The organism is Streptomyces parvus, from assembly GCF_032121415.1.
GTDB lineage: Bacteria > Actinomycetota > Actinomycetes > Streptomycetales > Streptomycetaceae > Streptomyces > Streptomyces globisporus_A.
In genome coordinates, this window is the sequence record NZ_CP135079.1 from 3,925,497 (window position 1) to 3,946,709 (window position 21,213).

Annotated in this window: 23 protein-coding genes; 11 read left to right on the plus strand and 12 right to left on the minus strand. The window is 72.6% G+C overall.

Annotated elements, in window-relative coordinates; all coding sequences use genetic code 11:
* Window positions 1-13: 13 nt before the first annotated feature.
* The 3 genes from RNL97_RS18700 to RNL97_RS18710 all read left to right on the plus strand — a co-directional run bounded on the left by RNL97_RS18700 (window position 14) and on the right by RNL97_RS18710 (window position 2,106).
* Window positions 14-775 carry an SDR family oxidoreductase gene (locus tag RNL97_RS18700; RefSeq protein WP_030591278.1) on the plus strand — a complete coding sequence of 254 codons (762 nt, stop codon included), beginning with the start codon at window positions 14-16 and terminating at the stop codon, window positions 773-775.
* A gap of 41 nt (window positions 776-816) precedes the next feature.
* Window positions 817-1,710: a LysR family transcriptional regulator gene (locus RNL97_RS18705; RefSeq protein WP_030591280.1), complete on the plus strand. Its 894-nt coding sequence runs from the start codon at window positions 817-819 to the stop codon at window positions 1,708-1,710.
* A 66-nt stretch (window positions 1,711-1,776) separates the two neighbouring features.
* Entirely contained in the window at window positions 1,777-2,106 is a 330-nt protein-coding gene (locus RNL97_RS18710; RefSeq protein WP_030591283.1) for a hypothetical protein, read from the plus strand.
* Window positions 2,107-2,131: 25 nt separating this feature from the next.
* Here RNL97_RS18710 and RNL97_RS18715 read toward each other — a convergent pair whose 3' ends face one another.
* The 3 genes from RNL97_RS18715 to RNL97_RS18725 form a co-directional block, all read right to left on the minus strand.
* Window positions 2,132-3,577, minus strand: a complete 1,446-nt coding sequence (locus RNL97_RS18715; RefSeq protein ID WP_313750967.1) for a PucR family transcriptional regulator — start codon at window positions 3,575-3,577, stop codon at window positions 2,132-2,134.
* Window positions 3,578-3,666: 89 nt separating this feature from the next.
* Window positions 3,667-4,473, minus strand: a complete 807-nt coding sequence (locus tag RNL97_RS18720) for an SAM-dependent methyltransferase (RefSeq protein WP_030591289.1) — start codon at window positions 4,471-4,473, stop codon at window positions 3,667-3,669.
* Window positions 4,448-5,317 carry a helix-turn-helix domain-containing protein gene (locus RNL97_RS18725; protein WP_030591293.1) on the minus strand — a complete coding sequence of 290 codons (870 nt, stop codon included), beginning with the start codon at window positions 5,315-5,317 and terminating at the stop codon, window positions 4,448-4,450. The genes RNL97_RS18720 and RNL97_RS18725 overlap by 26 nt, the downstream gene beginning before the upstream one ends.
* Before the next feature lie 241 nt (window positions 5,318-5,558).
* Here RNL97_RS18725 and RNL97_RS18730 point away from each other — a divergent pair, with 241 nt between their 5' ends.
* Window positions 5,559-5,996, plus strand: coding sequence for a hypothetical protein (locus RNL97_RS18730; RefSeq protein WP_030591296.1), 438 nt, complete (start codon window positions 5,559-5,561; stop codon window positions 5,994-5,996).
* Between the two features lie 94 nt (window positions 5,997-6,090).
* Here the strand turns inward: RNL97_RS18730 and RNL97_RS18735 are convergent, their stop codons facing one another.
* Window positions 6,091-7,365: an APC family permease gene (locus RNL97_RS18735; protein WP_313750968.1), complete on the minus strand. Its 1,275-nt coding sequence runs from the start codon at window positions 7,363-7,365 to the stop codon at window positions 6,091-6,093.
* A 187-nt stretch (window positions 7,366-7,552) separates the two neighbouring features.
* Window positions 7,553-8,080: a DapH/DapD/GlmU-related protein gene (locus RNL97_RS18740; protein WP_030591302.1), complete on the minus strand. Its 528-nt coding sequence runs from the start codon at window positions 8,078-8,080 to the stop codon at window positions 7,553-7,555.
* Between the two features lie 114 nt (window positions 8,081-8,194).
* On the opposite strand from RNL97_RS18740, the gene RNL97_RS18745 reads away from it, so the two are divergent.
* Entirely contained in the window at window positions 8,195-9,127 is a 933-nt protein-coding gene (locus tag RNL97_RS18745) for a LysR family transcriptional regulator (protein WP_030591305.1), read from the plus strand.
* Window positions 9,128-9,178: 51 nt separating this feature from the next.
* Here RNL97_RS18745 and RNL97_RS18750 read toward each other — a convergent pair whose 3' ends face one another.
* From RNL97_RS18750 to RNL97_RS18760, 3 genes are all read right to left on the minus strand, one after another.
* Window positions 9,179-9,511, minus strand: coding sequence for a type II toxin-antitoxin system PemK/MazF family toxin (locus tag RNL97_RS18750; RefSeq protein WP_030591309.1), 333 nt, complete (start codon window positions 9,509-9,511; stop codon window positions 9,179-9,181).
* Window positions 9,512-9,595: 84 nt separating this feature from the next.
* The gene (locus RNL97_RS18755) at window positions 9,596-9,790 is read right to left on the minus strand and encodes a hypothetical protein (protein WP_030591312.1); all 195 of its coding nucleotides are present in this window, start codon (window positions 9,788-9,790) and stop codon (window positions 9,596-9,598) included.
* 114 nt (window positions 9,791-9,904) lie between these two features.
* The gene (locus RNL97_RS18760; RefSeq protein ID WP_313750970.1) at window positions 9,905-10,690 is read right to left on the minus strand and encodes an SAM-dependent methyltransferase; all 786 of its coding nucleotides are present in this window, start codon (window positions 10,688-10,690) and stop codon (window positions 9,905-9,907) included.
* A 420-nt stretch (window positions 10,691-11,110) separates the two neighbouring features.
* Between RNL97_RS18760 and RNL97_RS18765 the strand changes: the two genes are divergently transcribed.
* The gene (locus tag RNL97_RS18765; protein ID WP_030591318.1) at window positions 11,111-12,013 is read left to right on the plus strand and encodes a CPBP family intramembrane glutamic endopeptidase; all 903 of its coding nucleotides are present in this window, start codon (window positions 11,111-11,113) and stop codon (window positions 12,011-12,013) included.
* A gap of 69 nt (window positions 12,014-12,082) precedes the next feature.
* Here the strand turns inward: RNL97_RS18765 and RNL97_RS18770 are convergent, their stop codons facing one another.
* Window positions 12,083-12,682, minus strand: coding sequence for a TetR/AcrR family transcriptional regulator (locus tag RNL97_RS18770; protein WP_030591321.1), 600 nt, complete (start codon window positions 12,680-12,682; stop codon window positions 12,083-12,085).
* A 144-nt stretch (window positions 12,683-12,826) separates the two neighbouring features.
* Between RNL97_RS18770 and RNL97_RS18775 the strand changes: the two genes are divergently transcribed.
* Together RNL97_RS18775 and RNL97_RS18780 are read left to right on the plus strand one after the other, a co-directional pair.
* On the plus strand, window positions 12,827-15,109 hold the full coding sequence (locus tag RNL97_RS18775) for an exo-beta-d-1,3/1,6-glucosidase (protein ID WP_243314700.1): 2,283 nt from the start codon (window positions 12,827-12,829) through the stop codon (window positions 15,107-15,109).
* Between the two features lie 259 nt (window positions 15,110-15,368).
* Window positions 15,369-16,010 carry a TetR/AcrR family transcriptional regulator gene (locus RNL97_RS18780; RefSeq protein WP_030591327.1) on the plus strand — a complete coding sequence of 214 codons (642 nt, stop codon included), beginning with the start codon at window positions 15,369-15,371 and terminating at the stop codon, window positions 16,008-16,010.
* A gap of 66 nt (window positions 16,011-16,076) precedes the next feature.
* Here the strand turns inward: RNL97_RS18780 and RNL97_RS18785 are convergent, their stop codons facing one another.
* On the minus strand, window positions 16,077-16,865 hold the full coding sequence (locus tag RNL97_RS18785; protein WP_030591331.1) for a GDSL-type esterase/lipase family protein: 789 nt from the start codon (window positions 16,863-16,865) through the stop codon (window positions 16,077-16,079).
* Here RNL97_RS18785 and RNL97_RS18790 point away from each other — a divergent pair.
* On the plus strand, window positions 16,864-17,904 hold the full coding sequence (locus RNL97_RS18790) for an SdiA-regulated/phytase-like domain-containing protein (protein ID WP_030591334.1): 1,041 nt from the start codon (window positions 16,864-16,866) through the stop codon (window positions 17,902-17,904). The genes RNL97_RS18785 and RNL97_RS18790 overlap by 2 nt on opposite strands.
* 36 nt (window positions 17,905-17,940) lie before the next feature.
* Here the strand turns inward: RNL97_RS18790 and RNL97_RS18795 are convergent, their stop codons facing one another.
* Both RNL97_RS18795 and RNL97_RS18800 read right to left on the minus strand, forming a co-directional pair.
* Window positions 17,941-18,342 carry a PPOX class F420-dependent oxidoreductase gene (locus RNL97_RS18795; RefSeq protein WP_030591337.1) on the minus strand — a complete coding sequence of 134 codons (402 nt, stop codon included), beginning with the start codon at window positions 18,340-18,342 and terminating at the stop codon, window positions 17,941-17,943.
* Between the two features lie 31 nt (window positions 18,343-18,373).
* On the minus strand, window positions 18,374-19,174 hold the full coding sequence (locus RNL97_RS18800) for a TetR/AcrR family transcriptional regulator C-terminal domain-containing protein (RefSeq protein ID WP_030591339.1): 801 nt from the start codon (window positions 19,172-19,174) through the stop codon (window positions 18,374-18,376).
* Between the two features lie 126 nt (window positions 19,175-19,300).
* Here RNL97_RS18800 and RNL97_RS18805 point away from each other — a divergent pair, with 126 nt between their 5' ends.
* Both RNL97_RS18805 and RNL97_RS18810 read left to right on the plus strand, forming a co-directional pair.
* Window positions 19,301-20,332 (plus strand): daunorubicin resistance protein DrrA family ABC transporter ATP-binding protein, encoded by a 1,032-nt coding sequence (locus RNL97_RS18805; RefSeq protein WP_030591342.1) that lies wholly within the window; start codon window positions 19,301-19,303, stop codon window positions 20,330-20,332.
* Window positions 20,329-21,189: an ABC transporter permease gene (locus RNL97_RS18810; protein ID WP_030591345.1), complete on the plus strand. Its 861-nt coding sequence runs from the start codon at window positions 20,329-20,331 to the stop codon at window positions 21,187-21,189. The genes RNL97_RS18805 and RNL97_RS18810 overlap by 4 nt, the downstream gene beginning before the upstream one ends.
* Window positions 21,190-21,213 lie beyond the last annotated feature (24 nt).

Genomic DNA, 21,213 nt, shown 5'->3' on the forward strand with positions numbered 1-21,213 from the left:
AGAGGGATCCGTCATGAGTGAGCAGCAGCAGTCGTTGAAGGGCAGGACCGCGGTGGTCGCCGGCGGCGCGAAGAACCTGGGGGGCCTGATCAGCCGCTCCCTCGGCGAGGCCGGAGCGAACGTCGTCGTCCACTACCACGGCGAGAACACCGCCGCCGATGCCGAGAAGACGGCGGAGGCCGTACGGGGCACGGGCGCCCAGGCCGTCGTCGTCCGCGAGGACCTGACCCGTGTCGAGGGGGTGCGGAGCCTCTTCGACCAGGCGCTGGACGCCTTCGGCGGGGTGGACGTCGCCGTGAACACCACGGGCATGGTGCTGCGGAAGCCGATCGCCGAGACGACCGAGGAGGAGTACGACCGCATGTTCGCGATCAACTCCAAGGCGGCGTACTTCTTCCTCCAGGAGGCCGGTGCGCGGCTCAACGACGGTGGCCGCATCGTCAGCCTGGTGACCTCCCTGCTCGCCGCCTTCACCGACGGATACGCCACCTACGCGGGCGCCAAGGCCCCGCTGGAGCACTTCACCCGGGCGGCGGCCAAGGAGTTCGCGCCGCGCGGGATCTCGGTGAACAATGTGGCCCCTGGGCCGATGGACACGCCGTTCTTCTACCCGCAGGAGACGCCGGAGCGTGTGGAGTTCCACAAGTCCCAGGCGATGGGCGGCCGGCTGACGGAGATCGAGGACATCGCGCCGCTGGTCACGTTCCTCGTCACCGAGGGCGGCTGGATCACCGGTCAGACGATCTTCGCCAACGGCGGCTACACGGTCCGCTGACCCCTGTCCGCCGGTTCTCGTCGGCGTGAGGAGAGGACCGCGTGAGTCTGGACCTGCGCAAGCTGGAGCATCTCGTCGCCGTCGCCGAGGAGGGCGGGTTCACCCGGGCGGCCGAACGGCTGCACCTGAGCCAGCAGGCGCTGAGCACCTCCATCCGCACCCTGGAGCGGCACGTCGGCGTCCGGCTCCTGGACCGGGGCCACCAGCACGTCACCCCGACCCCGGCCGGGCAGGCCCTCATCGACGACGCCAGGGCCCTCGGCGCCCAGGCGCTCGCCGCCCTGGACCGGGCCCGCCGCATCGGGCGCGGGCAGGCCGGGCATCTGCGGATCGGCCACACCCCGGCGGTCACGGCGGAGGAGGTCGTGGAGCTGCTGACCCGGGCCGGTACGGAGGAGCGGGGCGTACAGGCCCACGTCCGCCAGCTCTTCCCCGACGAACTGCGCGAACAACTCCTCACAGGCGCCTGCGATCTGGGCCTGAGCCGGGCCATGCCCGCCGACACGGGGCTGACCCGGGCCCGGATCGCCGAACACCGCCTGCGGGTCGCCGTCCCCGCCGGGCACCCCCTCGCCGCCCGCTCCGCGGTGGCCCTGGCCGACCTGCGCGGCCAGCCGCTCACGGTGTGGGGCGAGGCGGGCTCGTCCGCGTACACGGACCTCCTGATCGGCCTGTGCCGTCAGGCGGGCGTGGAGCCGGACACCCGGCGCAACCCGGTCCAGGGCACCCCGCCGATCACGGCCGTCACCGCGACCGGCCGCATCGCCTTCGTCACGACGCCCGCTGGCCCGGCGGCGGGCGGCGCGGCCCACGTCGTCGACCTGGACCCGCCCGTCCACGTACCGGTCCACGCGCTGTGGCCCGCGCACACGACGTGCCCGGGGCGGGACGTCTTCCTCGCCCGCGCGGGCGACGAACAGCAGCCGGACCGGTGAGGGACGGCATGCGGGAGTGGACCCGCCGACAGAGACTCGGTGGGAGGAAGGAAGAGGAGGAACACGATGACCACATCGATCAGCGACCCGGTGGTGGAGAAGTTCATCGCCACGGTGAACGCGGGCGACAAGGACGCCTTCTTCGCCGATGTCCTCACCGAGGACGCCACCATGTCCGACGACGGCAGCGAACGGGACCTGGCGGCCTGGACGGAGAAGGAGATCTTCTCCCCGAAGGCCAACGGCCGTATGCAGGTCGTGGAGGCCTCCGACGACGGCCGCGTCCTCGTCGTCGACTACACGAACGACACCTGGGGCACGATGCGGACCCGCTGGGTCTTCACGGTCACCGGCGACCGGATCAGCCGCTTCGAGACGGGCCAGGCGCCGGCCTGAGGGCTGCTGACCCGTCCGGCGCCGGTCACAGCCGGCGGTAGGTGCGCCCGCCGCGCCGGGGGAGGGCCGCGGGGTCGTCGGGGCCGGTCCGGGTGGCCCGCAGCGCGAGGTGGACCTCGGCGCGCACGGTGGCGTCGCCGAGGTTCCGCGCGAGGTGTTCGGCGCACTGGGTGAGCCAGTTGGCCAGGGTGGTGCGGTGGACGTGCAGTTCGGCCGCGGCGGGGGCGGTCCGGGCGTGGTGGCCCAGCCAGCAGGTCAGCGCGATCCGCAGGTGCGGCTCCAGACCGCCGACCAGGCCGAGCGCCCAGGACCGGGCCGCCTCGGTGTCCAGGAGGCCGGCCGGCAACGTCTCCAGCCGGGCAGGGCCGGTGGGCGGTCCGCTGTCGTCGACGGGGGCGGGCGCGCGGAGGGCGAGCAGCAGATGTGCCTGCACGGTGGCGTCCTCCAGATCCGCGCGGAGCAGCCGGGACAGCTCGCGTATCCGGGCCCGTACCGTACCGGCGGACAGACCGAGCGCGGCGGCGGCCCGGGGCTTGCTGCCGGTGCGGAGCCATACGAGGAGCAGGTGCTGGTGGGCCGGGGTCAGCGGGCGCAGCACGGCTCCCGCCCAGCGGGCGTACGGGGCGGCGGGCAGCAGGGGCGTGAGCCGGGAGGTGCCGACGGCGTCGGCGGGGACGATGCGGCGGTCGGGGGTGGCGCTGTGCCGGGCGGCGGCGGCGTCGCTGTGGGCGGTGGCCGTCTCGGCCAGTGGCAGGGGTCCGGCCATGCCCCCCAGCAGGTGGTGGCGCTCGCTCACCCGGGAGACCAGTCGCAGGACCCGGCCGTCGTCGCCGCCGCGGTGGAGTTCGGCGACGACGAGTTCGCCGTCCAGCCGGCCCAGCAGGGTGCAGGCGTCGGCGTGCGGGGCGAGTGAGGGGCGTACGGCCCGCCACAGGACCTGGTGGGCGGTGGGGACGTCGGCGCCGGTGAGCCGGTAGACCGTGACATGGGTGAGCCCGTTCCCGCCCAGGGTGTCGGCGACGGCGGTGGTGTGGCCGCCCAGCAGCAGCCGGACGAGGGTGGTGTGCAGCCGCATCTGCTCGCCCCGCAGCTCCGCCGCCCGCTGCCCGCGCACCTCCAGGAGGGCCGCGGTGGTGGTGGCGACGCGGGCGGCCCGCTCCGGGGAGACGGTGGGGCCGGGGGCCAGGACGAGGACTGCTCCGGCGGCCGGGCGCTGGAGGCAGTGCGGGTGTTCGTGCGGGTCGGCGGCCGCGTGCACGCCGTCGGCGGCCGCGGCGGCGGGGGTGCTGTAGACGGCTCCGGCGATCGGGTCGGCCAGTACCGCCCACCCCTTGACCAGCAACGCGGCCTCGGCGATCAGATGCGCACCGGACCGGGTGGCCGCCCGCAGCAGCCGGTCCGTCGTCTCCCGCGCGTGCCGGGCGCCGCCCGGGCAGGCGGCCTCGTGGCCGGTCGTACCTGTGCTGCTCATGGGGGAGAGCCTCTGCGGGCCGTGCGTACCGCGTACGGCGGCATCCCGTACGCGGCACGGCAGTGGGGGAGGTGGGATCGAGTCGCGGATCAGGGGATGCGGGCGACCGCGCCCCATCCGGCCCTGGCCGTGGTGGTTCCGGTGTTCGCGTCGGGCCGCCAGTTCGGCCAGGACACCATCCCCGGCTCGACCATCTCCAGCCCGTCGAAGAAGGCGACGGTGGTCTCCGGTTCCCGGAAGATGTACGGGATCGCGCCGCTCGCGTTGTACTCGTCCTGGACGGCCCGGTGGGCCTCGTCGGAGGCGGTGGAGTGGCTGAGCGAGAGGTAGCTGCCGGAGGGCAGGCGCTCCACCAGCCGGCGCACCAGGGACAGCGCGTCGTCCCAGTCCACGATGTGCCCCAGGACGTCACTGATGACGAGGGCGACGGGCTGCTCCAGGTCCAGGGTCTTGGCGGCCCCGGTGAGGACGGTCCCGGTGTCGCGCATGTCCGCCTCGACGTAGGCGGTCGCACCCTCGGGGGTGCTGGTCAGCAGCGCGTGGACGTGCAGGAGCACCAGGGGGTCGTGGTCGACGTAGACGATCCTGGACTCCGGGGCTATGCGCTGGGCGACCTCGTGCGTGTTGTTCGCGGTCGGCAGCCCCGCGCCGACATCGAGGAACTGCCGGATCCCGGCTTCCCGGGCGAGATAGGTGACGGTCCGGCGCAGGAAGTCCCGGGACTCCTTCGCGAACGTCTCGATCAGCGGGTACTTCCCCCGGTAGGCGTCGCCCGCCGCCCGGTCCGCCGGGAAGTTGTCCTTGCCGCCGAGCCAGTAGTTCCAGACACGTGCGGAGTGCGCGACGCTCGTGTCGATCTGCGCGGGCAGTTCAGGCCCATTTCCGGTCGTACTCATCCTGCAACACCTCTCTGGTTCGGGCCGGCCGTATCGCCATCACGCACGACACGTCCAGCATTCCCTGATACGTCTGCACGGGGTGGGGGCTGTCCCACACCTCCGCCGTGCCGGGCAGCCCGCCCTCCCGCACCACATGGTCGGCGATCTCCTGGATCTCCACCCGGTACAGGGAGAGCGCCGGGACGCCGGTCAGCGGATGCGGCGGTGCGTACTCGGGGTGCAGCTGTATCGTCACATCCCCTCGCCCGGCGGTCTGTTGGAGCATGTGGAACTGCTCGCGCATCACCTCGTCGTCGCCCACCTGGCAGCGCAGCGCGGTGACGGGCAGGACGGCCCAGAGGCGGGTCTGCTGTTCCTGGAGCCGTTTCTGACGCTCCACCAGGAAATCGGCCCGCCGTCGCCGATCGGCCGCGTCCCGCTCCGGGAACATGACCTCGTCCACGGCCATCGCGTACGCCGGGGTGCGCAACAGCAGCGGGACCAGCGCCGGATGCCAGGTACGGACGACGCCGGCCGCGGACTCCACGCTCATCAGGTCCATCAGCCAGGGGGCCATGGCGTCCCGCCAGGGATGCCACCAGCCGGGCATGTTGGCGGCGTTGAGCCGGCCCATGATGTCGTCGGTCTCCGCCGCGCCGGCCCCGTAGAGGTCGAGCAGGGCGGACACCTGCCCCACGTCGAGGGAGGTCTGCGCCTGTTCCAGCCGTCGCAGCGTGGAGGGATGCCAGCCCAACTGCGTCGCCGCCTGCGGTACGGACAGGCCCGCGCCCTCCCGCAGGTGCCGCAGGCGGGCCACCAGGACCAGGTGCCGGGCCGTACGGCCCGACCGTTCGCGCGCCACGGTTCCCCCTTCCCGCTCCGGCTCGATCTGTCCGACATTCCGCGCAGTCTGCGCGCAGTGCACACAGCGCACCTTGCGACGCTCGCACGGCGCTCCCAAGGTAAGCATGTCCGACTCCATCGCACGCCAACTCGGTAAGACCGGGCCGATCTTGCACCATGCCCCGCCGCAGCCCCTCCGCCTCCGCCCCTGCCGTTCCGTGCACCGTCGTTCCGGCGGCCCGTTCTCTGGAGCCCACCGCATGAACCACCCGACCGGCCTGACCGAGCCGACCCCGCTGAACCACCTGGCCGAGGTGACCCCTCTGGTCCGCCCGAAACTGTGGTCCGTCGTCACGGCTCCCCGGCCCGCCCAGCCCCGCCCGCTCGACCTGCGCGTCCGCGCCCAGCGGATCCAGATCGACGAACTCGTCGTCGACGACCCCCACCAGGTGCTCGCCCACGCCCGGCAGGCCGCCCTCGACGACCCCGAAACGGCCGAGCAGTTGGGGTACAGCACCACGGAACCGCTGCCGCTCCCGGACGCGGCCGCGCTGCTGTGCGCGCTCTTCGACACGGACGCGCTCACGGCGATGGGCCTGCGCCTCACCCGCCACACGACCCGCGTCTCCGCCTCCAATCAGCAGACGGAGCCGGTCTCGTTGGTGCGGTCGGCGATGCCGGAGGACCAAGAGGACTGATCTCCCCGGTCGCACCGCGAGGCGCGGGGCCGGCACGAGGCCCCGGCCGTCGGCCAGGCGGTCCGACCGCCGCAGTGCGCCGGGGAGCAGCCGTCTACCGGGATGCCGCGCGGCGGACGCCGTACGCGGCGGCGCCGATGAGGAGGACGGCGGCTCCGGTGATCACGGAGGGCAGCGGCAGGGCGAAGGCCAGGGCGAGGCAGCCGGCCAGGCCGAGCACGGGGATGAGCCGGGCCGGGCGGCCTTCGGCGGGGGTCAGGGTCCATGCGGAGGCGTTGGCGATGGCGTAGTACGCCAGGACGCCGAAGGAGGAGAACCCGATCGCTCCGCGTACGTCCGTGGTCGCGGCGGCCACGGCGACGACGGCGCCCACGAGGAGTTCGGCCCGGTGGGGGACCTTGAAGCGTGGGTGTACGGCGGCCAGAACGTGGGGGAGGTGGTGGTCGCGGGCCATGGCCAGGGTGGTGCGGGAGACGCCGAGGATGAGGGCGAGCAGGGAGCCGAGGGCTGCGACGGCCGCGCCGACGCGTACGACGGGTACGAGCCAGGCGGCACCGGCTGCCCGCGCGGCCTCCGTGAGCGGGGCCCCGGCGGAGGCGAGCCCGCCGGGGCCGAGGACCAGAAGGACGGAGACGGCGACGAGGGCGTAGACGACGAGGGTGATGCCCAGGGCGATCGGGATTGCGCGGGGAATGGTGCGGGCCGGGTCGCGGGCCTCCTCGCCGAGGGTGGCGATGCGGGCGTAACCGGCGAACGCGAAGAACAGCAGTCCGGCCGCTTGCAGCACCCCGGCGGCCGTGGCGTCCGAGCCGATCTCCAGGCGGGCCGCGTCCACCCCGTCGGACGTCAGGGAGGCGGTCGCGACGGCGGCGAGCACCGCCAGGACGACCGCCACGATGACGCGGGTGAGCAGGACGGACTTCTGGATGCCCGCGTAGTTGACGGCGGTCAGGGCCACCACGGCGGCCACCGCGATCGCGTGCGCCTGGCCCGGCCAGACGTAGGAGCCGACGGTCAACGCCATCGCCGCGCAGGAGGCGGTCTTGCCGACGACGAACGCCCAGCCGGCCAGGTAGCCCCAGAAGGGGCCGAGGCGCTCCCGCCCGTAGACGTAGGTGCCGCCCGAGGCCGGGTAGAGGGCGGCGAGCCGGGCCGAGGAGGTGGCGTTGCAGTAGGCGACGACCGCGGCCAGGGCGAGCCCGAGCAGCAGGCCGGACCCGGCGGCGCGGGCGGCGGGGGCGAGCGAGGCGAAGATCCCGGCGCCGATCATCGACCCCAGGCCGATCATCACCGCGTCCGGTACGCCGATGTGCCGCTGGAGTACGCCCGGGGTTGTGGCTGCCGTAGGGCGCGGGAGCTTGCTGTCCAAGCCTTCTCTCCTTGCGGACATGTTCGATCGGATGTACCTGGACGGGACCCGCTGGACCAGCCACTCCCCGTCGCGCATCAGGGTACGGCCGGTCATCTCCGAGGACGGCCGGAAGCTCCTCGCGGGTCAGGATGCGCGCGCGTGGCCGTGGAGCAGGACACCATCCGCCGCGGCAGCACGGTCCGACTCAGTCGATCGTCCTGACCACCCGCGCGGGCACTCCGGCGACCACCGTGCCGGCGGGAACGTCACGCGTGACCACCGCACCGGCGGCGACCACCGCACCGGCACCGATGGTCACCCCCTGCGTGATCACGGCAGCCGTCCCGATCCAGACGTCGTCCTCGACGACGATCGGGGCGAAGGAGAGGAACGCGCGGCGTTCGGCACGGGGCAGCGGGTGGCCTCCGGTGATGAGGCTGGCCTTCGGGGCGATCATGACGCCGTTCCCGATACGGATGCCTCCCTTGTCCATGAAGGTGCATCCCTGGTTGACGAAGACGTTCTCCCCGAAGGTCGTGTTCAGGCCGTACTCGGTGAAGAACGGCGGGTAGATCGTCACCGACTCCGGCAGCGGGCCACCGAACACAACGGAGAGTAGTTCTGCGCGGCCTTCGCTGTCGTTGAACGGAAGCAGGTTCAGGCGGGACGTCGCATCGGTCACCTCCGCGATCCGTTCGGCATGGCGCGCGAACTCGGGCGTCTGGACGTACATCACGTGATCTGTGCGAGTGGACATGCGCCGATCCCACCACCGTGCAGGTCACTCGATCAAACAACCCCGCACTCCTCCAGGAACAACCAGTGGTTGTGAAAGTAGGGTGGATGTGTGGATGCTGAAGCGCTGCGGACGTTCGTGACCGTCGCCGAGACCGGCCAGTTCCAGGCTGCGGCCGACGAGCTGGGGGTCAGTCAGCAGGCGGTCTCCAAGCGGATCGCGGCCCTGGAGCGGCACCTCGGGGTCATGCTCCTGGTGCGGACCTCCCGAGGCTCCCGGCCGAGCCCGGACGGACAGGTCTTCCTGCCGCACGCGAAAAGGGTCCTGGCGGTCGTCGAACAGGCCGAGCAGGCCGTGCGCCCCGGAAGCCGTCCCCTGCGCGTCGACGTCCTCAACCGGCGCATCCTCCCGGCCCAGGCCGTCCACCGGTTCTACCGCTCCCACCCGGAGACGGAGCTGGACGTGGTCACGCTGAGCACGGAGAACGCCGCCCAGGCCGCCCAGGCGGTGCTCGAAGGGACGGTCGACGCGTCCTTCCGTGCCCTGCCGGCGGACCAGGTCCCGGCCGGCATCAGTGTCGAACGGCTGATGGACGCACCCCTGGAGCTCCTGGTCGGCCCCGGCCACCCGCTGGCCGACGCGCCCGGGGTCAGTCCTGCGGAGCTGGCCGGTCACCGCATCTGGATCCCCGGGATCATGCCGGGCACGGAGTGGGCGGCGTTCTACCGGACGCTGTCCGAAGCCTTCGGCCTGAGCATTGACGCCCTCGGCCCCGACTTCGGTCCCGAGGCACTGATGGACGCGCTGGCGGAGTCGGACTCCCTGGCCACCCTGGTCGGGCGTGGAGACCGCTATCTGTGGCCCCAGGCCCACGACCTCCGGCGCATCCCGTTGCGCGACCCGACCCCGGTCTACCCGCACGTGCTGCTCTTCCGCAGCGGGGACCAGCACCCCGTGCTGACCGCGCTGCGCGCCTATCTGCGCAGCGCCGGCCCGCGCACCCCGCCGGACGTGTGGGTGCCGGAGTGCACCGTGAGGGGGTGAGTGAGGCCGGGGTGTCACTCGTGGCCCGGCAGCCCCACCCGCTGCCCCGGCTTACGCGAGCCCGCCGAGCCGGAGGGCATCCTCGATCTCGCCGAGCTTCGCTGAGGACAGGGCGCCCGCCCGCTCGATCAGGTCGTCCCGGGACACGGTGGTCAGCCACGTGCAAGGGGTGAGGCCCGGACGCGGCAACGCGAACCGCAGCACGCCTTCGAAGGGCAGTCCTTCCCTCGCGCCTACCGCCACTTCGATGCCCAGGCCGCTGATGTCGACGCCGGCCGGAGCGACGACCTGCATCACGCGGATCCCGCAGGCGTCGTCTCCCGACAGCAGGACGACCGGCCGCCGCTCGTCGAACTCCACCCACCAGACTTCACCACGTCGCACATGCCCTCCTGACACAGGACGGCGGGCCGACGCCGCGCGAGTCCGACGCGCCGTGGAGACGTGCACGAGAGTACGGCGTCGTTGTCAGTCGGCCGGCCTCATACGGAGCCGCCGTACGTCCACCACGAGCGCGTACACAGCACCGAGGAAGGCCGCGGCTCCGAAAACGAGCCAGAGAACCGTGGCCCCGGAACGGTACTCACGAACGGCGAGAGCGAGCAGCAACCCGGCGGCGAATACGCCGAAGGCGGAGATCAGAGCGCTGATGTGATGGGTCACCCGCACATCTTCGACGACAACCTCGACCGGCGGAAGTGATGTGGGGACGGCCTGGTTCCGCGGGTGCGGCCGGCACTCACGCCGGTTCGCCCTCGTAGTGCGCGAGGCTTCCGGTTACGGGACCCGGGCCACCGCGACGTACATGCCGCTGTGCTCCTGCTCGGGCGCGGGGGTTCCGTTGAACCACTCCGGAGCCTTCACCAGGCCGGGGGTGACGATCTCCAGGCCCTCGAAGAACCGCGCGAACTCCTCCCGCGTCCGCAGGGCCAGTTGGATGCCGCCCTTGTTGTACTCGTCCGCGCTCTGCTCCCCCTTCTCCTCGTTCACGTCGGACGCGCCGTGGGACAGCACGACGTAGCTGCCGGGCGCCAAGGCGTCCGTGAACGTGCGGACGGTGTCGATCGGCTTCTCGGCGTCGGGGAGGAAGTGGAGGAGGCCGAGCAGGGAGAGGACGATCGGGCGGTCGAAGTCCAGGGTCTCGCGGGCCGCGTCGAGGATGATCGCGGGCTCGCGCACGTCCGCGTGGACGTAGTCCGTCACCCCCTCCGGCCTGCTGACCAGCAGCGCTTCCGCGTGGCGCAGGACGATGGGGTCGTTGTCGCAGTAGACGATCCGGGCGGAGGGCCGGATCTCCTGGGCTATCTGATGCAGGTTCGGCTCGGTGGGGATGCCCGTCCCGATGTCGAGGAACTGCGTCACACCCTGGCCCGCCAGCCACGCCGTCGCGCGGTGCATGAAGGCGCGCTGCTGGTGGGCGCCGATCTTCGCTTCCACGGGCAGGAGTTCGGCCACCTGCTGGTCCACCGGGTAGTTGTCCTTGCCGCCGAGCAGGGCGTCGTAGACCCGGGCCGAGTGCGGCTTGCTGGTGTCGATCGGGGGGTGAGGCGCCTGTGCCGTCATGCCGAACTCCAGATAGACGTGGTGTGGACCATTCAGTCGACGCAGTCTGCCACGGCAACACCGCCGGCACGCAGGGGTCTTCGGTCGTCAACCGGGGGCGGGAGGGGAGGGGGCGGCCGGGGGTCTACTCGTACGCCGCTTCCCGATCCCCCGTGACCGTGGCGCTGCGATGGCCGTGAGTCTGCTCACCCGCGCCGGTCAACGCTTTGACCTCGTACGCCCCGCACGCCCAGGATCGGCGGTGTGAACCCTGACGCGCCCCAGCCGCCGCACTCGTCCTCCTCGCCTCCCCCGTCGCCCTGGACCCCGCCGTCGTCGTCGGGCGAGCCGCCGCGCCCGCCCGGGCAGCCCTGGCCGGGCCTGCAGAGCGGTCAGGGCTGGGACAGGCCCCCGGAGTGGAGCCGCCCGCCGACCGGGCCGGTGCGCGCGCCCTCCGGGTCCCGCTACGACGAGCAGGGACGCAACGGGCAGGGTGGACGGTTCGGTTGGATCGGCGAGCTGTCGGCCGTCGTGGGGCTGGTCCTGCTGGCCGTCGTGGTCGTCGGCATCGTCGGCATGGTCCTCGCGGAGCTGCTGGACGCGGCCCCCGCGGACCCGGACAGCGAGCTGTTCTTCAAGGACCCCGTCGCCGATCTGGTCGTCCAGCTCCTCGGCATCGCGATCGCCATACCCATCGTCCTGTGGGGCGCCCGCGTGCTGGGCCGGCGGCCCGCCGGGACCGTGTCGTCCGTCGTCGGGCGGCTGCGCTGGGGCTGGCTCGGGCGGTGCGCCGCCGTGGGATTCCCGCTGATGGCTGTGCAGATCGGTCTGCTGATCGCGTGGACCTGGGACGACGAGCCGGTCGGTGAGTCGGGGAGCGGCTTCCCGGGGTGGCCGGTCTTCCTGCTGAGCCTGGCCGTCATCCTGGCGCTCGTGCCGTTCCAGGCAGCCGCCGAGGAGTACGTCTTCCGGGGCTGGCTGGTCCAGGTGGTCGGCCGGGTCGCGCGTTCGCCCTGGCCCGCGGTCGTCGTCGCGTCCCTGCTGTTCGCCCTGGCCCACGGGTTCGGTGAACTCTCGGGGTTCCTCCTGCTGTTGTACTCGGCGCTGTGGTGGGGCTGGCTGGTGATCCGTACCGGTGGGCTCGAAGCCGTGATCGTCATGCACGTCGCGAACAACCTGCTGGCCTTCGGCCTGGCGGCCGGTTTCGGCGAGCTGGCCAGCACGGAGACCGCCGCCGACGCCCCCTGGCAGGCCATGGCGGCCGAACTCGTCTTCGCCCCGCTGTACTGCCTCACCGTGGCCCGGATCGCCGACCGCCGCGGGATCGAGCGGGTGAGCCCCTGACTCCCTGACCTCGCGCGCTTCTCCCTCCCCGCGTCGTCTTCGGCCGAGGAGCGCGGCGGGGGGACCGGTTCAGAACTCCACGGTCAGCTGCGCGCGGACGTGCGCCCGCAGCACCCCCGCCATGTCCGTCGCGCAGTCGCTGATCAGCCACTGGATCTGGAGGCCGTCCATCAGCGCGATGAGCTGCTGCGCGGCGGCCGACGGGTCGACGTCGTCCCGGAGTTCGCCCGCCTCCCGGGCCTGGAGGTAGGCGCGTTCGGTGTTGGCGACGGACGTACGGTAGCGGGCCTCGAAATACGCGTGCGCCGGGTGGTCGGGGGCCGTGGCCTCCGCCGCGACCACCGAGAACAGCTCGACGATCCCGCGCCGCTTGGCGTTCAGCTCGGCGAGGTCCACCAGTCGGCGCAGATGGTCCACGCCCCGCGTGACACCGAGGGCCAGCCACGCGTCGTCCACGTCGTCGCGGCGCTGGAGGACGGCGAGGAGCAGCGCCTCCTTCGTCGGGAAGTGGTGCAGGAGCCCCGGGTGGGAGATGCCGCAGCGGGTGGCGATGACGCGCAGCGACGCCCCCCGGTAGCCGGCCTCGCCGAACAGGGTCATCGCCTGGTCGAGGATCTCGGTCCGCTTGGCCCGGCCCTTGGCGTAGCCGCGCCGGGTTCCCGGGGTCACGCGTATTCACCCGCTGTCATCGGACGCCTCTCTCGTTCCGCCCCAGATTCTCACAGGGGTGAATACTTACCAAGCGGTCGGGATTGAGCGTACGGTACTGCGAGTGCCGCCATAGCCGTCGTGGCCGTCGTGAAAGGACGTCCTGTGGGTCCCAAGCCGCCGTATCTCGACCCCGCGCTGCCCGTCGCGGAGCGGGTCGCCGACCTCCTGGGGCGCATGACGCTGCCCGAGAAGGTGGGCCAGATGCTCCAGCTCAACGCCAAGGAGGGCGTGCGGCACCTCGTCGAGGACCTGCACGCGGGCTCGATCCTGCACGCCTCGCCGGAGCGGATGCGCGAGGCCGCCGAACTCACCGAGCGGACCCGGCTGCGCATCCCGCTGCTCGTCGCGGAGGACTGCATCCACGGGCACTCGTTCTGGGAGGGGGCCACGATCTACCCGACGCAGCTCGGGATGGCCGCCACCTGGGACCCGGAGCTGGTGGAACGGATCGCGCGGGCGACGGCGGTGGAGGTCGCGGCGACCGGGGTGCACTGGACGTTCTCGCCGGTGCTGTGCATCACCCGGGACCTGCGGTGGGGCCGGGTGAGCGAGACGTTCGGCGAAGATCCCTTCCTGATCGGCGAGCTGGCCTCCGCGATGGTGCGCGGCTACCAGGGTGAGGGCCTGGAGGACCCGACCGCGATCCTGGCCTGCGCCAAGCACTTCGCCGGGTACTCCGAGACCCAGGGCGGCCGGGACGCCAGTGAGGCGGACATCTCGCGCCGCAAGCTGCGCTCCTGGTTCCTGCCGCCGTTCGAGCGGGTCGCGAAGGAGGGCTGCCGGACCTTCATGCTCGGCTACCAGTCGATGGACGGCGTGCCGATCACCGTCAACGACTGGCTGCTCAACGAGGTGTTGCGCGGCGAGTGGGGCTATACCGGCACCCTGGTCACCGACTGGGACAACGTCGGCCGGATGGTGTGGGAGCAGAAGGTCTACGCCGACTACGCGCTGGCGTCGGCGGCGGCGGTCCGCGCGGGCAACGACATGGTGATGACCACGTCGAACTTCTTCGAGGGAGCACAGGAGGCCGTCGCCCAGGGTGCGTTGACGGAGGCGGAGATCGACGCCGCCGTCCGCCGCGTCCTGACGCTCAAGTTCGAGCTCGGGCTCTTCGAGAACCCGCGCCACCCCGACGCCGACCGGCAGGCCGAGGTCATCGGCAGCGGGGCGCACGCGGCGCTGAACCTGGAGGCGGCCCGCCGCTCTCTGGTGCTGCTGGCCAACGACGGCACGCTGCCGTTCGCGGGCGGCCTGGAGTCCGAAGGGGAGGGCCGGGCCACGGGGCCCGGCCCCCGTACGGTCGCGGTCGTCGGCCCCAACGCTGATGACGCGCAGACCCAGTTGGGCGACTGGGCGGGCTCCTCCGGACAGGCCGACTGGCTGCCGGACGGCCAGCCGCGCGCCATGATCCGTACGGTCCTCGACGGCTTCCGCGACCATGTGCCCGCCGACTGGACCGTCGCGTACGCGCCCGGCGCCCGCATCCTCGACGTGGGTCCGGACCCGGAGGGTGCGTTCTTCCCGGACGGGCAGCCCCGCCCGGAGGTCGTCCACCCGGCCTCTCCCGACGCGGAGTTGATCGCCGAAGCCGTCGCCGCCGCCGAGGCCGCCGACCATGTCGTGGCCGTCGTCGGCGACCGCATCGAGCTGATCGGCGAGGGCAAGTCGACGGCCACGCTCGAACTGGTCGGCGACCAGGTCGCGTTGCTGGACGCGTTGGCGGCGACGGGGAAGCCGCTGGTCGTCGTCGTCATCAGCTCCAAACCGCTGGTGCTGCCGCCGTCCGCGCTCGGTGCGGCGGCGATCGTGTACGCCGCCAACCCCGGCATGCTCGGCGGCCGGGCGATCGCCGAACTGCTTCTCGGGCTGATCGAGCCGACCGGGCGGCTGCCGCTGTCCTTCGCCCGGCACGCGGGCCAGCAGCCGACGTACTACAACCAGGTGCGCGGCCAGCACGGTACGCGCTATGCGGACCTCACCCAGCGACCGGCGTTCGCGTTCGGCGAGGGGCTGAGCTATTCGACGGTCGCCTACACGGACCTGGAGGTGCTGACGGCGGTGGTCGACGAGTCGGAGACCGTACGGGCCCGGGTCACGGTGACCAACACGGGGGCGCGGCCCGCGCTGGAGACGGTCCAGGTGTACGTGAGCGACACGGTGACGTCGGTGACCTGGGCGGAGAAGGAGCTCAAGGCCTACCGGCAGGTGGCGCTGGCCCCGGGGGAGGCGCGCGAGATCCTCTTCGGTCTCCCGGTGGCCGACTGCACGCTCGTGGACGCGGAGGGCGTCCGCAGGGTGGAGCCGGGCCGCTTCGAGCTGCTGGTGGGCCCGTCGTCCCGGGACGAGGCGCTGCTGCGGGGGGAGTTCACGGTCAAGGGCTGAGCCCTGGACGGTGGGCGGCGCCCGCCGACGGCACCGTGAGGTCCGCACCCGGCTCCGGGGCCTCGGCCTCCTGGCCGGAGGAGCCGGCCGGCGCACGCCCGTTCGGGGCGCGCAAAGAAGAAGCGTTTCCGCGTACGGGTATTACCCCGTACGGGTGTGGCGCGGCCGTCCGGACGGCGGTGGGGTGAGCACAATGGGGCGGCGGTTCGTGCAGAGGCGCGCAGGCCCCTCTCCCGCACCTTGCGCTCAAGGAGGACCGGTGGCGGACAGCTGGACGGTTCAGCGGACCGGGCTCGGGGAGGCCGCGCGCACGCAGGCGCGGGAACGACTTCTGGAAGCGGCCAGGGAGCTGTACGGCGTCAACGGATACCGGGCGACGGCCGAGCACGACGTGTGCGAGGCGGCCGGTGTACCGGTCGAGGTGCTGCGCCAGGAGTACGGGTCACGGGAGGGACTGCTCATCGCCCTCCACAACCGGGTCACGACGACCGGGCTGCGGGCGGCGGAGGGCGCCCTGCTGACCGAGGGCATCGAGGAGTGCTCGATCGAGGAGCGGGTCCGGCTGCTCTTCGACGCGTACGTGGAGGCCGTCACCAGCGATCCGCGCGAGGCCCGCGTGACGTTCGTCGAAGTGCTGGGCGTGAGCGCCGTGGTGGACGAGCACTGCAAGCTCTGGCGGGCGCTGTGGACGGAGTTCCTCACGGGGGAGGCCGAGCGGGCGGTGGACCGCGGCGAGGCGGAGGACCGGGACCACCGGGTCGACGTGATGGTGATGGTCGGCACGGTCCACGAGCTGATGGCCCACCATGCCCGCCGCGGCCGCCGGGCCCGCCCCGACGAGGTCTCGGGCGAACTGACCCAGCTGGCCCTGACGATGCTCGGGTCGCAGCGGAGCGGATGAGCGCGGCGGCACGCGAGGACGTGGGCCCGCACGGCTGGGCGGCGCGGGAGCCGTGGCGGCCGGGGGTCAGACCAGGGCCGAGACCTGGGCCTGCGCCGGTACCCGTGCCGTGGACCCGCCTGCGTACGGGCCGCCCAGCCCCCACGCCTGGTGCATCGCGTCCGCGAAGGCCGCCGCCAGCAGGTGTTCGCCGCTCGGGCCGGGGTGCGTGCCGTCGTACGTGTCCGTGTGGATGTCGTAGCCCGGCGGACGCGAGGCCAGCAGGAGCGGGGAGGCGGGGGTGTCCAGATCCGCCACGGCCTTGGCGAGCAGTTCGTTGAAGCGGGCGCAGGAGGCGGCGAACGGGGCGTCCGTCTCGGCCCGGATGTTCGGTATCACCGGCAGCAGGACCATGCGCAGCCGCGGGTTCGCCGTGCGGGCCGCCGTGATGAAGGCCCGGGCGTTGGCCGCGGTCTGCTCGGCGTCCGTGTAGAAGCCGAGGTCTATCAGGCCCAGCGAGGCCAGCAGGACGTCCGCCTCCGCCTCGCGCACCGCGTCGGCGATCACCGGCGCCATGTGCAGCCAGCCCTCGCCCCAGCCGGACAGATGGCGGCGGGCGGCGGGCGGGAAGGACGGGTCGGCGTACGCGTGGGAGAGCGGGGCGCCCGCCTCGGCGTCGTACAGCGTCGAGCGCGGGCCGACGATCTCGTACGGGAGGGCGGGGAACGCCTCCAGGTGCTGCCACATCCGGTAACGCCAGGTGAAGTCGCCGGCGTGCCCGATGGTCATGGAATCGCCGACGAAGAGGAAACGCATGGCGTCATCATGGCCGATCACGGCTCCGGGCTGCGACGTGACGATGGACACTTGGGCCATGCGCCTGTATCCGACCGGGCCGGCCGGCCGCGCCGCCGCCGCTCTCGCCACCTCCCTCGCGGTGCTCGTCCCGCTGTCCGCCGGGGCCGGTCCCGCCGTGGCCGACGACGGGCGGCCCGACCGCGACTTCACGATCGAGGACCCCCGTATCACCGAGTCCAGCGGCCTCGCCGCCAGCCGCGCCCACGCCGGCGTCTACTGGACGCACAACGACAGCGACGACGGCCCCTACGTCTTCGCCGTCGACTCCCGCACCGGGAAGACCCTCGCGACCATCACCCTGCGCGGTGTCGGGGAGCCGCGCGATGTCGAGGGCATCTCCATCGGGCCCGACGGTGACCTCTACGTCGGCGACATCGGGGACAACCTGGACGGCTCGTGGAGCCATGTCTGGATCTACCGCTTCCCCGAGCCGAAGGAATTGCGCGACGCCACCGTCGACGCCGTCCAGTACGACGTGAAGTACGCGGACGGGGCCCGCAACGCCGAAGCGCTGATGGTCCACCCGAAGACCGGCCGCGTCTACATCGCTTCCAAGAACGAGGACGGCGGCGGCCTCTACGAGGGGCCCGCGAAGCTGACCGCCGGGGCCGTGAACACCTTCCGGCGGGTCGACGAGGTGCCGTGGGTGACGGACGGGGCCTTCTCGCCCGACGGGACGCGCCTGGTGCTGCGCTCGTACTTCAGCGCCCGCGAGTACGCCTTCGAGAACGGCCGCCTGGGCGAGGACCGTTCGGTCGCCGCCCCGTTCCAGCGGCAGGCGGAGTCCGTGACGTACACGGCGGACGGCTCGGCCCTGATGTTCGGCTCGGAGGGGGCGGGCAGCGAGGTCGTCCGGGTGGAGGCGGAGGGCGGCGGCCGCGGGGGCGGCCAGGAGCGGGGGGAGCCCTCGGGGAGCGGTGGCGCCGGTGGCGAAGCCGGCGACCGGGGCGGTGGCGAGGAGGGCGACGGCAAGGGCGGCGCCGGGCTCGGTGCGGCGATCGTCGTCGGGGCGGGCGTCCTGTGGTTCGCCCTGCGGCGGAAGCGGGGGCAGGGGTAGTCCCCCCAGCCCTGGCTGCCCCAGCCCCGGTTGCCCTCAGTCCTCGTCCGTCACCGGCCACACCTCGTAGTGCAGTGTCCGGTCCCGCTTCAGGCGGTGCGCGAGCGGGACCAGCACGCCCTGCACCACCGGGTACTTGCGCGACAGCATCCGCGCCGCGTGCGTGTTCTCCTTCGTGCCCGGCCGCAGCAGCCGTGCGTGCGCCCTGATCTGCGGTCCGGTCGGGACACCCCGCACTGTGCAGGGGGCGAGCTCCACCCGCGGGTGGTTGCGCATCCGCTCGACCTTCCAGGCGGACGAGAACGTGCGGATGAACGCGTGATCGCCCTCGACGGCGATGTTGACCGGTGTGCCGACGGAGGTCCCGTCCTGCCGGTGGCTGCTCAGCAGGACGGTGTACTGCTTGACGAAAGGAGCGAGCTCCGGGCTGGCGTCCATATATCCATTGGGGCACGGGCCGGCCGCGCTGTCATGTGCGGGACGCCGCCCGCTCCCGCACCAGCGCGTCGAAACCGGCGATCAGCCGTTGCAGCCCGAACTCGAACTGGTCGAACTCGGAGCTGAAGGTGTCCTCCGCCATGCCCGCCATCATCGGGTACGCACCGCTGAGCATGGCCCGCTCCAGGTAGGGCCGCTGGTTGTCCCAGAACGCCTCGTCGCTCAGCCCGGTCTGCGCCACCGCCTCCGCCGCGTCGGCCTGGGTGCGGGCGAGGCCCTCCACGAAGCTGTTCACCGTGATGATCACGCCGATCAGCTCGGGGTCCCGCAGCCCCATCCCCCGCAGCCCCGTGAGCGCGAGCTCCAGTCCGCGCAGGGCGCTGGGGCCGAGGACGGTACGGGCCTGGTTGATCTTCAGCAGCCAGGGGTGGCGGCGCAGGGTGTCCAGGTGGCCCCGGGCCATCCGGTCGACCGCCTCGCGCCAGTCGGCGGGGGGTTCGCCGGGGTGGTCGGCGAAGGGTTCGCCGAGGACGCGGTCGAACATCAGGTCCAGCAGCTCGGATTTGCCGGGGACGTACCGGTAGAGCGACATCGTGCCCGCGCCCAGCTCGGTGGAGAGGCGGCGCATCGAGACGGCGGCCAGCCCCTCCGCGTCGGCGACGGCGACGGCGGCGGTGACGATCCGGTCCAGGGTCAGCCCCGGTTTCGGGCCGCGGCTGGGGCGCTCGCCGGTGCCCCACAGCAGCTCCAGACTGCGCGCGATGTCGCCGCTCCCGGTGGCCGACCCGTCCGCCCTCGACGCTGCCCCGGCTGTCGTTGCCTCGTTCGTCATGGCCTCAGCGTAAGGGCCGGAGAAAAACTGGGTACACCGTACTCGCAATCGGGTACGGTGTACTCAATTCATGCGGCCGGTCTGTGGCCGATCTGCCGGGACCCGTGCGGAATCAGGGGGTGTGTCATGTCCGTATCCGCGTCCGGATACGCGGTGCTCGCCGAGGGCGTCGTGAAGCGCTACAAGGAGAAGCGGCACAAGGGGCAGGGGGAGCGGGGCGGGGGCGGCGGACAGCGGGCGCTCGACGGGTTCGACCTCGCCGTCCGCCCGGGCACCGTCCACGGCCTCCTCGGCCCGAACGGGGCCGGCAAGACCACCGCCGTGCGGGTCCTCTCCACCCTCCTGCGGTACGACGCGGGCCGGGCCGAGGTCGCCGGGCTCGACGTGGCGCGCGAACCCCGCCGCGTACGGAGCCGCATCGGCCTCACCGGCCAGTACGCGGCCGTCGACGAAGGTCTCACCGGGCGGCAGAACCTGGAGATGTTCGGGCGCCTCTTCCACCTGGGCAACCGCCCGGCCCGGCAGCGCGCCGGGGAGTTGCTGGACCGGTTCGGCCTGACCGGGGCGGCCGACAAGGCCGCCAAGGAGTACAGCGGCGGCATGCGGCGCCGGCTCGACCTCGCCTCCTCGATGATCCTCCAGCCCGACGTGCTCTTCCTGGACGAGCCGACGACCGGGCTCGACCCGCGCGGCCGGGGCGAGGTCTGGGAGGCGGTCCGGGCGCTGGTGGCGGACGGTACGACGGTGCTGCTGACCACGCAGTACCTAGAAGAGGCGGACCGGCTCGCCTCGCACATCACCGTCATCGACCGGGGGCGGGCCATCGCCGACGACACCCCGGACGCGCTGAAGAACCGGGTCGGCGGCGACCGGATCGAGGTCGTCTCCGCCGACCCGGGGGATCTGGACGCGGTGGCCAAGACCGTCGGCCGGGTGGCCGGAGGCGGGCTCGTCGTCACCGACACCCCCGCCCGCCGGGTGCACGCCCAGGTCGCCGACCGGGTGGCCGCGCTCACCGAGGTGGCCCGCGCCCTCCAGGACGACGGCATCGCGGTGGAGGACATCGGGCTGCGCCGGCCGAGCCTGGACGACGTGTTCCTGCGGCTGACGGGCCACGGCACCGAGAACCACGACGCCCCGGAGGTGGCGGCGGCATGACGACACGGCTCCAAGATCCCGGGACGACCGGCGTACGCCGCCCCAAAGACGGCTCCGACCGCGGCCACGGCCTCGCCTACTGGGCCGTCTCCGACTGCTGGAACATCACCCGCCGCACCCTCACCCACTACCAGCGCCAGCCCGTCGCGATCGTCTGGCAGCTCGGCTTCCCGATCCTCTCCCTCCTGCTGTACGGCTACGTCTTCGGCAGTGCGATGAAGGTGCCCGGGGGCGGGGGCTACCGGGAGTTCCTGATGCCCGGCATGTTCGCCATGACCATGGCCATGGGCTTCATGAACACCGCCGTGGCCGTCGTCACCGATGCCTCGAAGGGGGTCGTCGACCGCTTCCGGTCCATGCCGATGGCCCCGTCCGCGTTCGCCTCCGGACGCGGGGCGGGCGACCTGGTGGTGGCCGCCGCCGAACTGGCCATCCTGGCCGTCACGGCCCTGCTGATCGGCTGGCGCGCGGACGGCGGGGTGCCGGGCGCGCTCGGGGCGTTCGGACTGCTCCTGCTGCTGCGGTTCAGCCTGATCTGGGTCGGCGTCTGGCTCGGCATGCTGGTCCCCACCCCGGAGGCGGCGGGCGGGCTGTACGCGGTCGCCTTCCCCCTCACCATGATCTCCAGCACCTTCGTCTCACCGTCCCTGATGCCGGACTGGCTCGGCTTCGTCGCGGCCTGGAACCCGGTCTCCTCGACCGCGACGGCGACGCGCGAACTGTTCGGCAACCCGGTGGCGGGCGGCGGGACCTGGGTCGAGGAGCACGCGCTGCTGATGGCGGTGGTGTGGCCGTTCGTGATCACGCTGGTGTTCCTGCCGCTGGCGGTCCGCCGCTTCCAGCGCCTGAGCCGGTGAGGTGCTGAAAGGGGCCGGGCGGTG

Excerpts from the sequence above, each read along its gene's own strand:
- RNL97_RS18700 (WP_030591278.1), top strand. The coding sequence starts at position 14 with ATGAGTGAGCAGCAGCAGTCGTTGAAGGGCAGGACCGCGGTGGTCGCC.
- RNL97_RS18710 (WP_030591283.1), top strand. The coding sequence starts at position 1,777 with ATGACCACATCGATCAGCGACCCGGTGGTGGAGAAGTTCATCGCCACG.
- RNL97_RS18715 (WP_313750967.1), bottom strand. The coding sequence starts at position 3,577 with ATGAGCAGCACAGGTACGACCGGCCACGAGGCCGCCTGCCCGGGCGGC.
- RNL97_RS18720 (WP_030591289.1), bottom strand. The coding sequence starts at position 4,473 with ATGAGTACGACCGGAAATGGGCCTGAACTGCCCGCGCAGATCGACACG.
- RNL97_RS18730 (WP_030591296.1), top strand. The coding sequence starts at position 5,559 with ATGAACCACCCGACCGGCCTGACCGAGCCGACCCCGCTGAACCACCTG.
- RNL97_RS18740 (WP_030591302.1), bottom strand. The coding sequence starts at position 8,080 with ATGTACGTCCAGACGCCCGAGTTCGCGCGCCATGCCGAACGGATCGCG.
- RNL97_RS18760 (WP_313750970.1), bottom strand. The coding sequence starts at position 10,690 with ATGACGGCACAGGCGCCTCACCCCCCGATCGACACCAGCAAGCCGCAC.
- RNL97_RS18790 (WP_030591334.1), top strand. The coding sequence starts at position 16,864 with ATGCGCCTGTATCCGACCGGGCCGGCCGGCCGCGCCGCCGCCGCTCTC.
- RNL97_RS18785 (WP_030591331.1), bottom strand. The coding sequence starts at position 16,865 with ATGGCCCAAGTGTCCATCGTCACGTCGCAGCCCGGAGCCGTGATCGGC.
- RNL97_RS18795 (WP_030591337.1), bottom strand. The coding sequence starts at position 18,342 with ATGGACGCCAGCCCGGAGCTCGCTCCTTTCGTCAAGCAGTACACCGTC.
- RNL97_RS18800 (WP_030591339.1), bottom strand. The coding sequence starts at position 19,174 with ATGACGAACGAGGCAACGACAGCCGGGGCAGCGTCGAGGGCGGACGGG.
- RNL97_RS18805 (WP_030591342.1), top strand. The coding sequence starts at position 19,301 with ATGTCCGTATCCGCGTCCGGATACGCGGTGCTCGCCGAGGGCGTCGTG.
- RNL97_RS18810 (WP_030591345.1), top strand. The coding sequence starts at position 20,329 with ATGACGACACGGCTCCAAGATCCCGGGACGACCGGCGTACGCCGCCCC.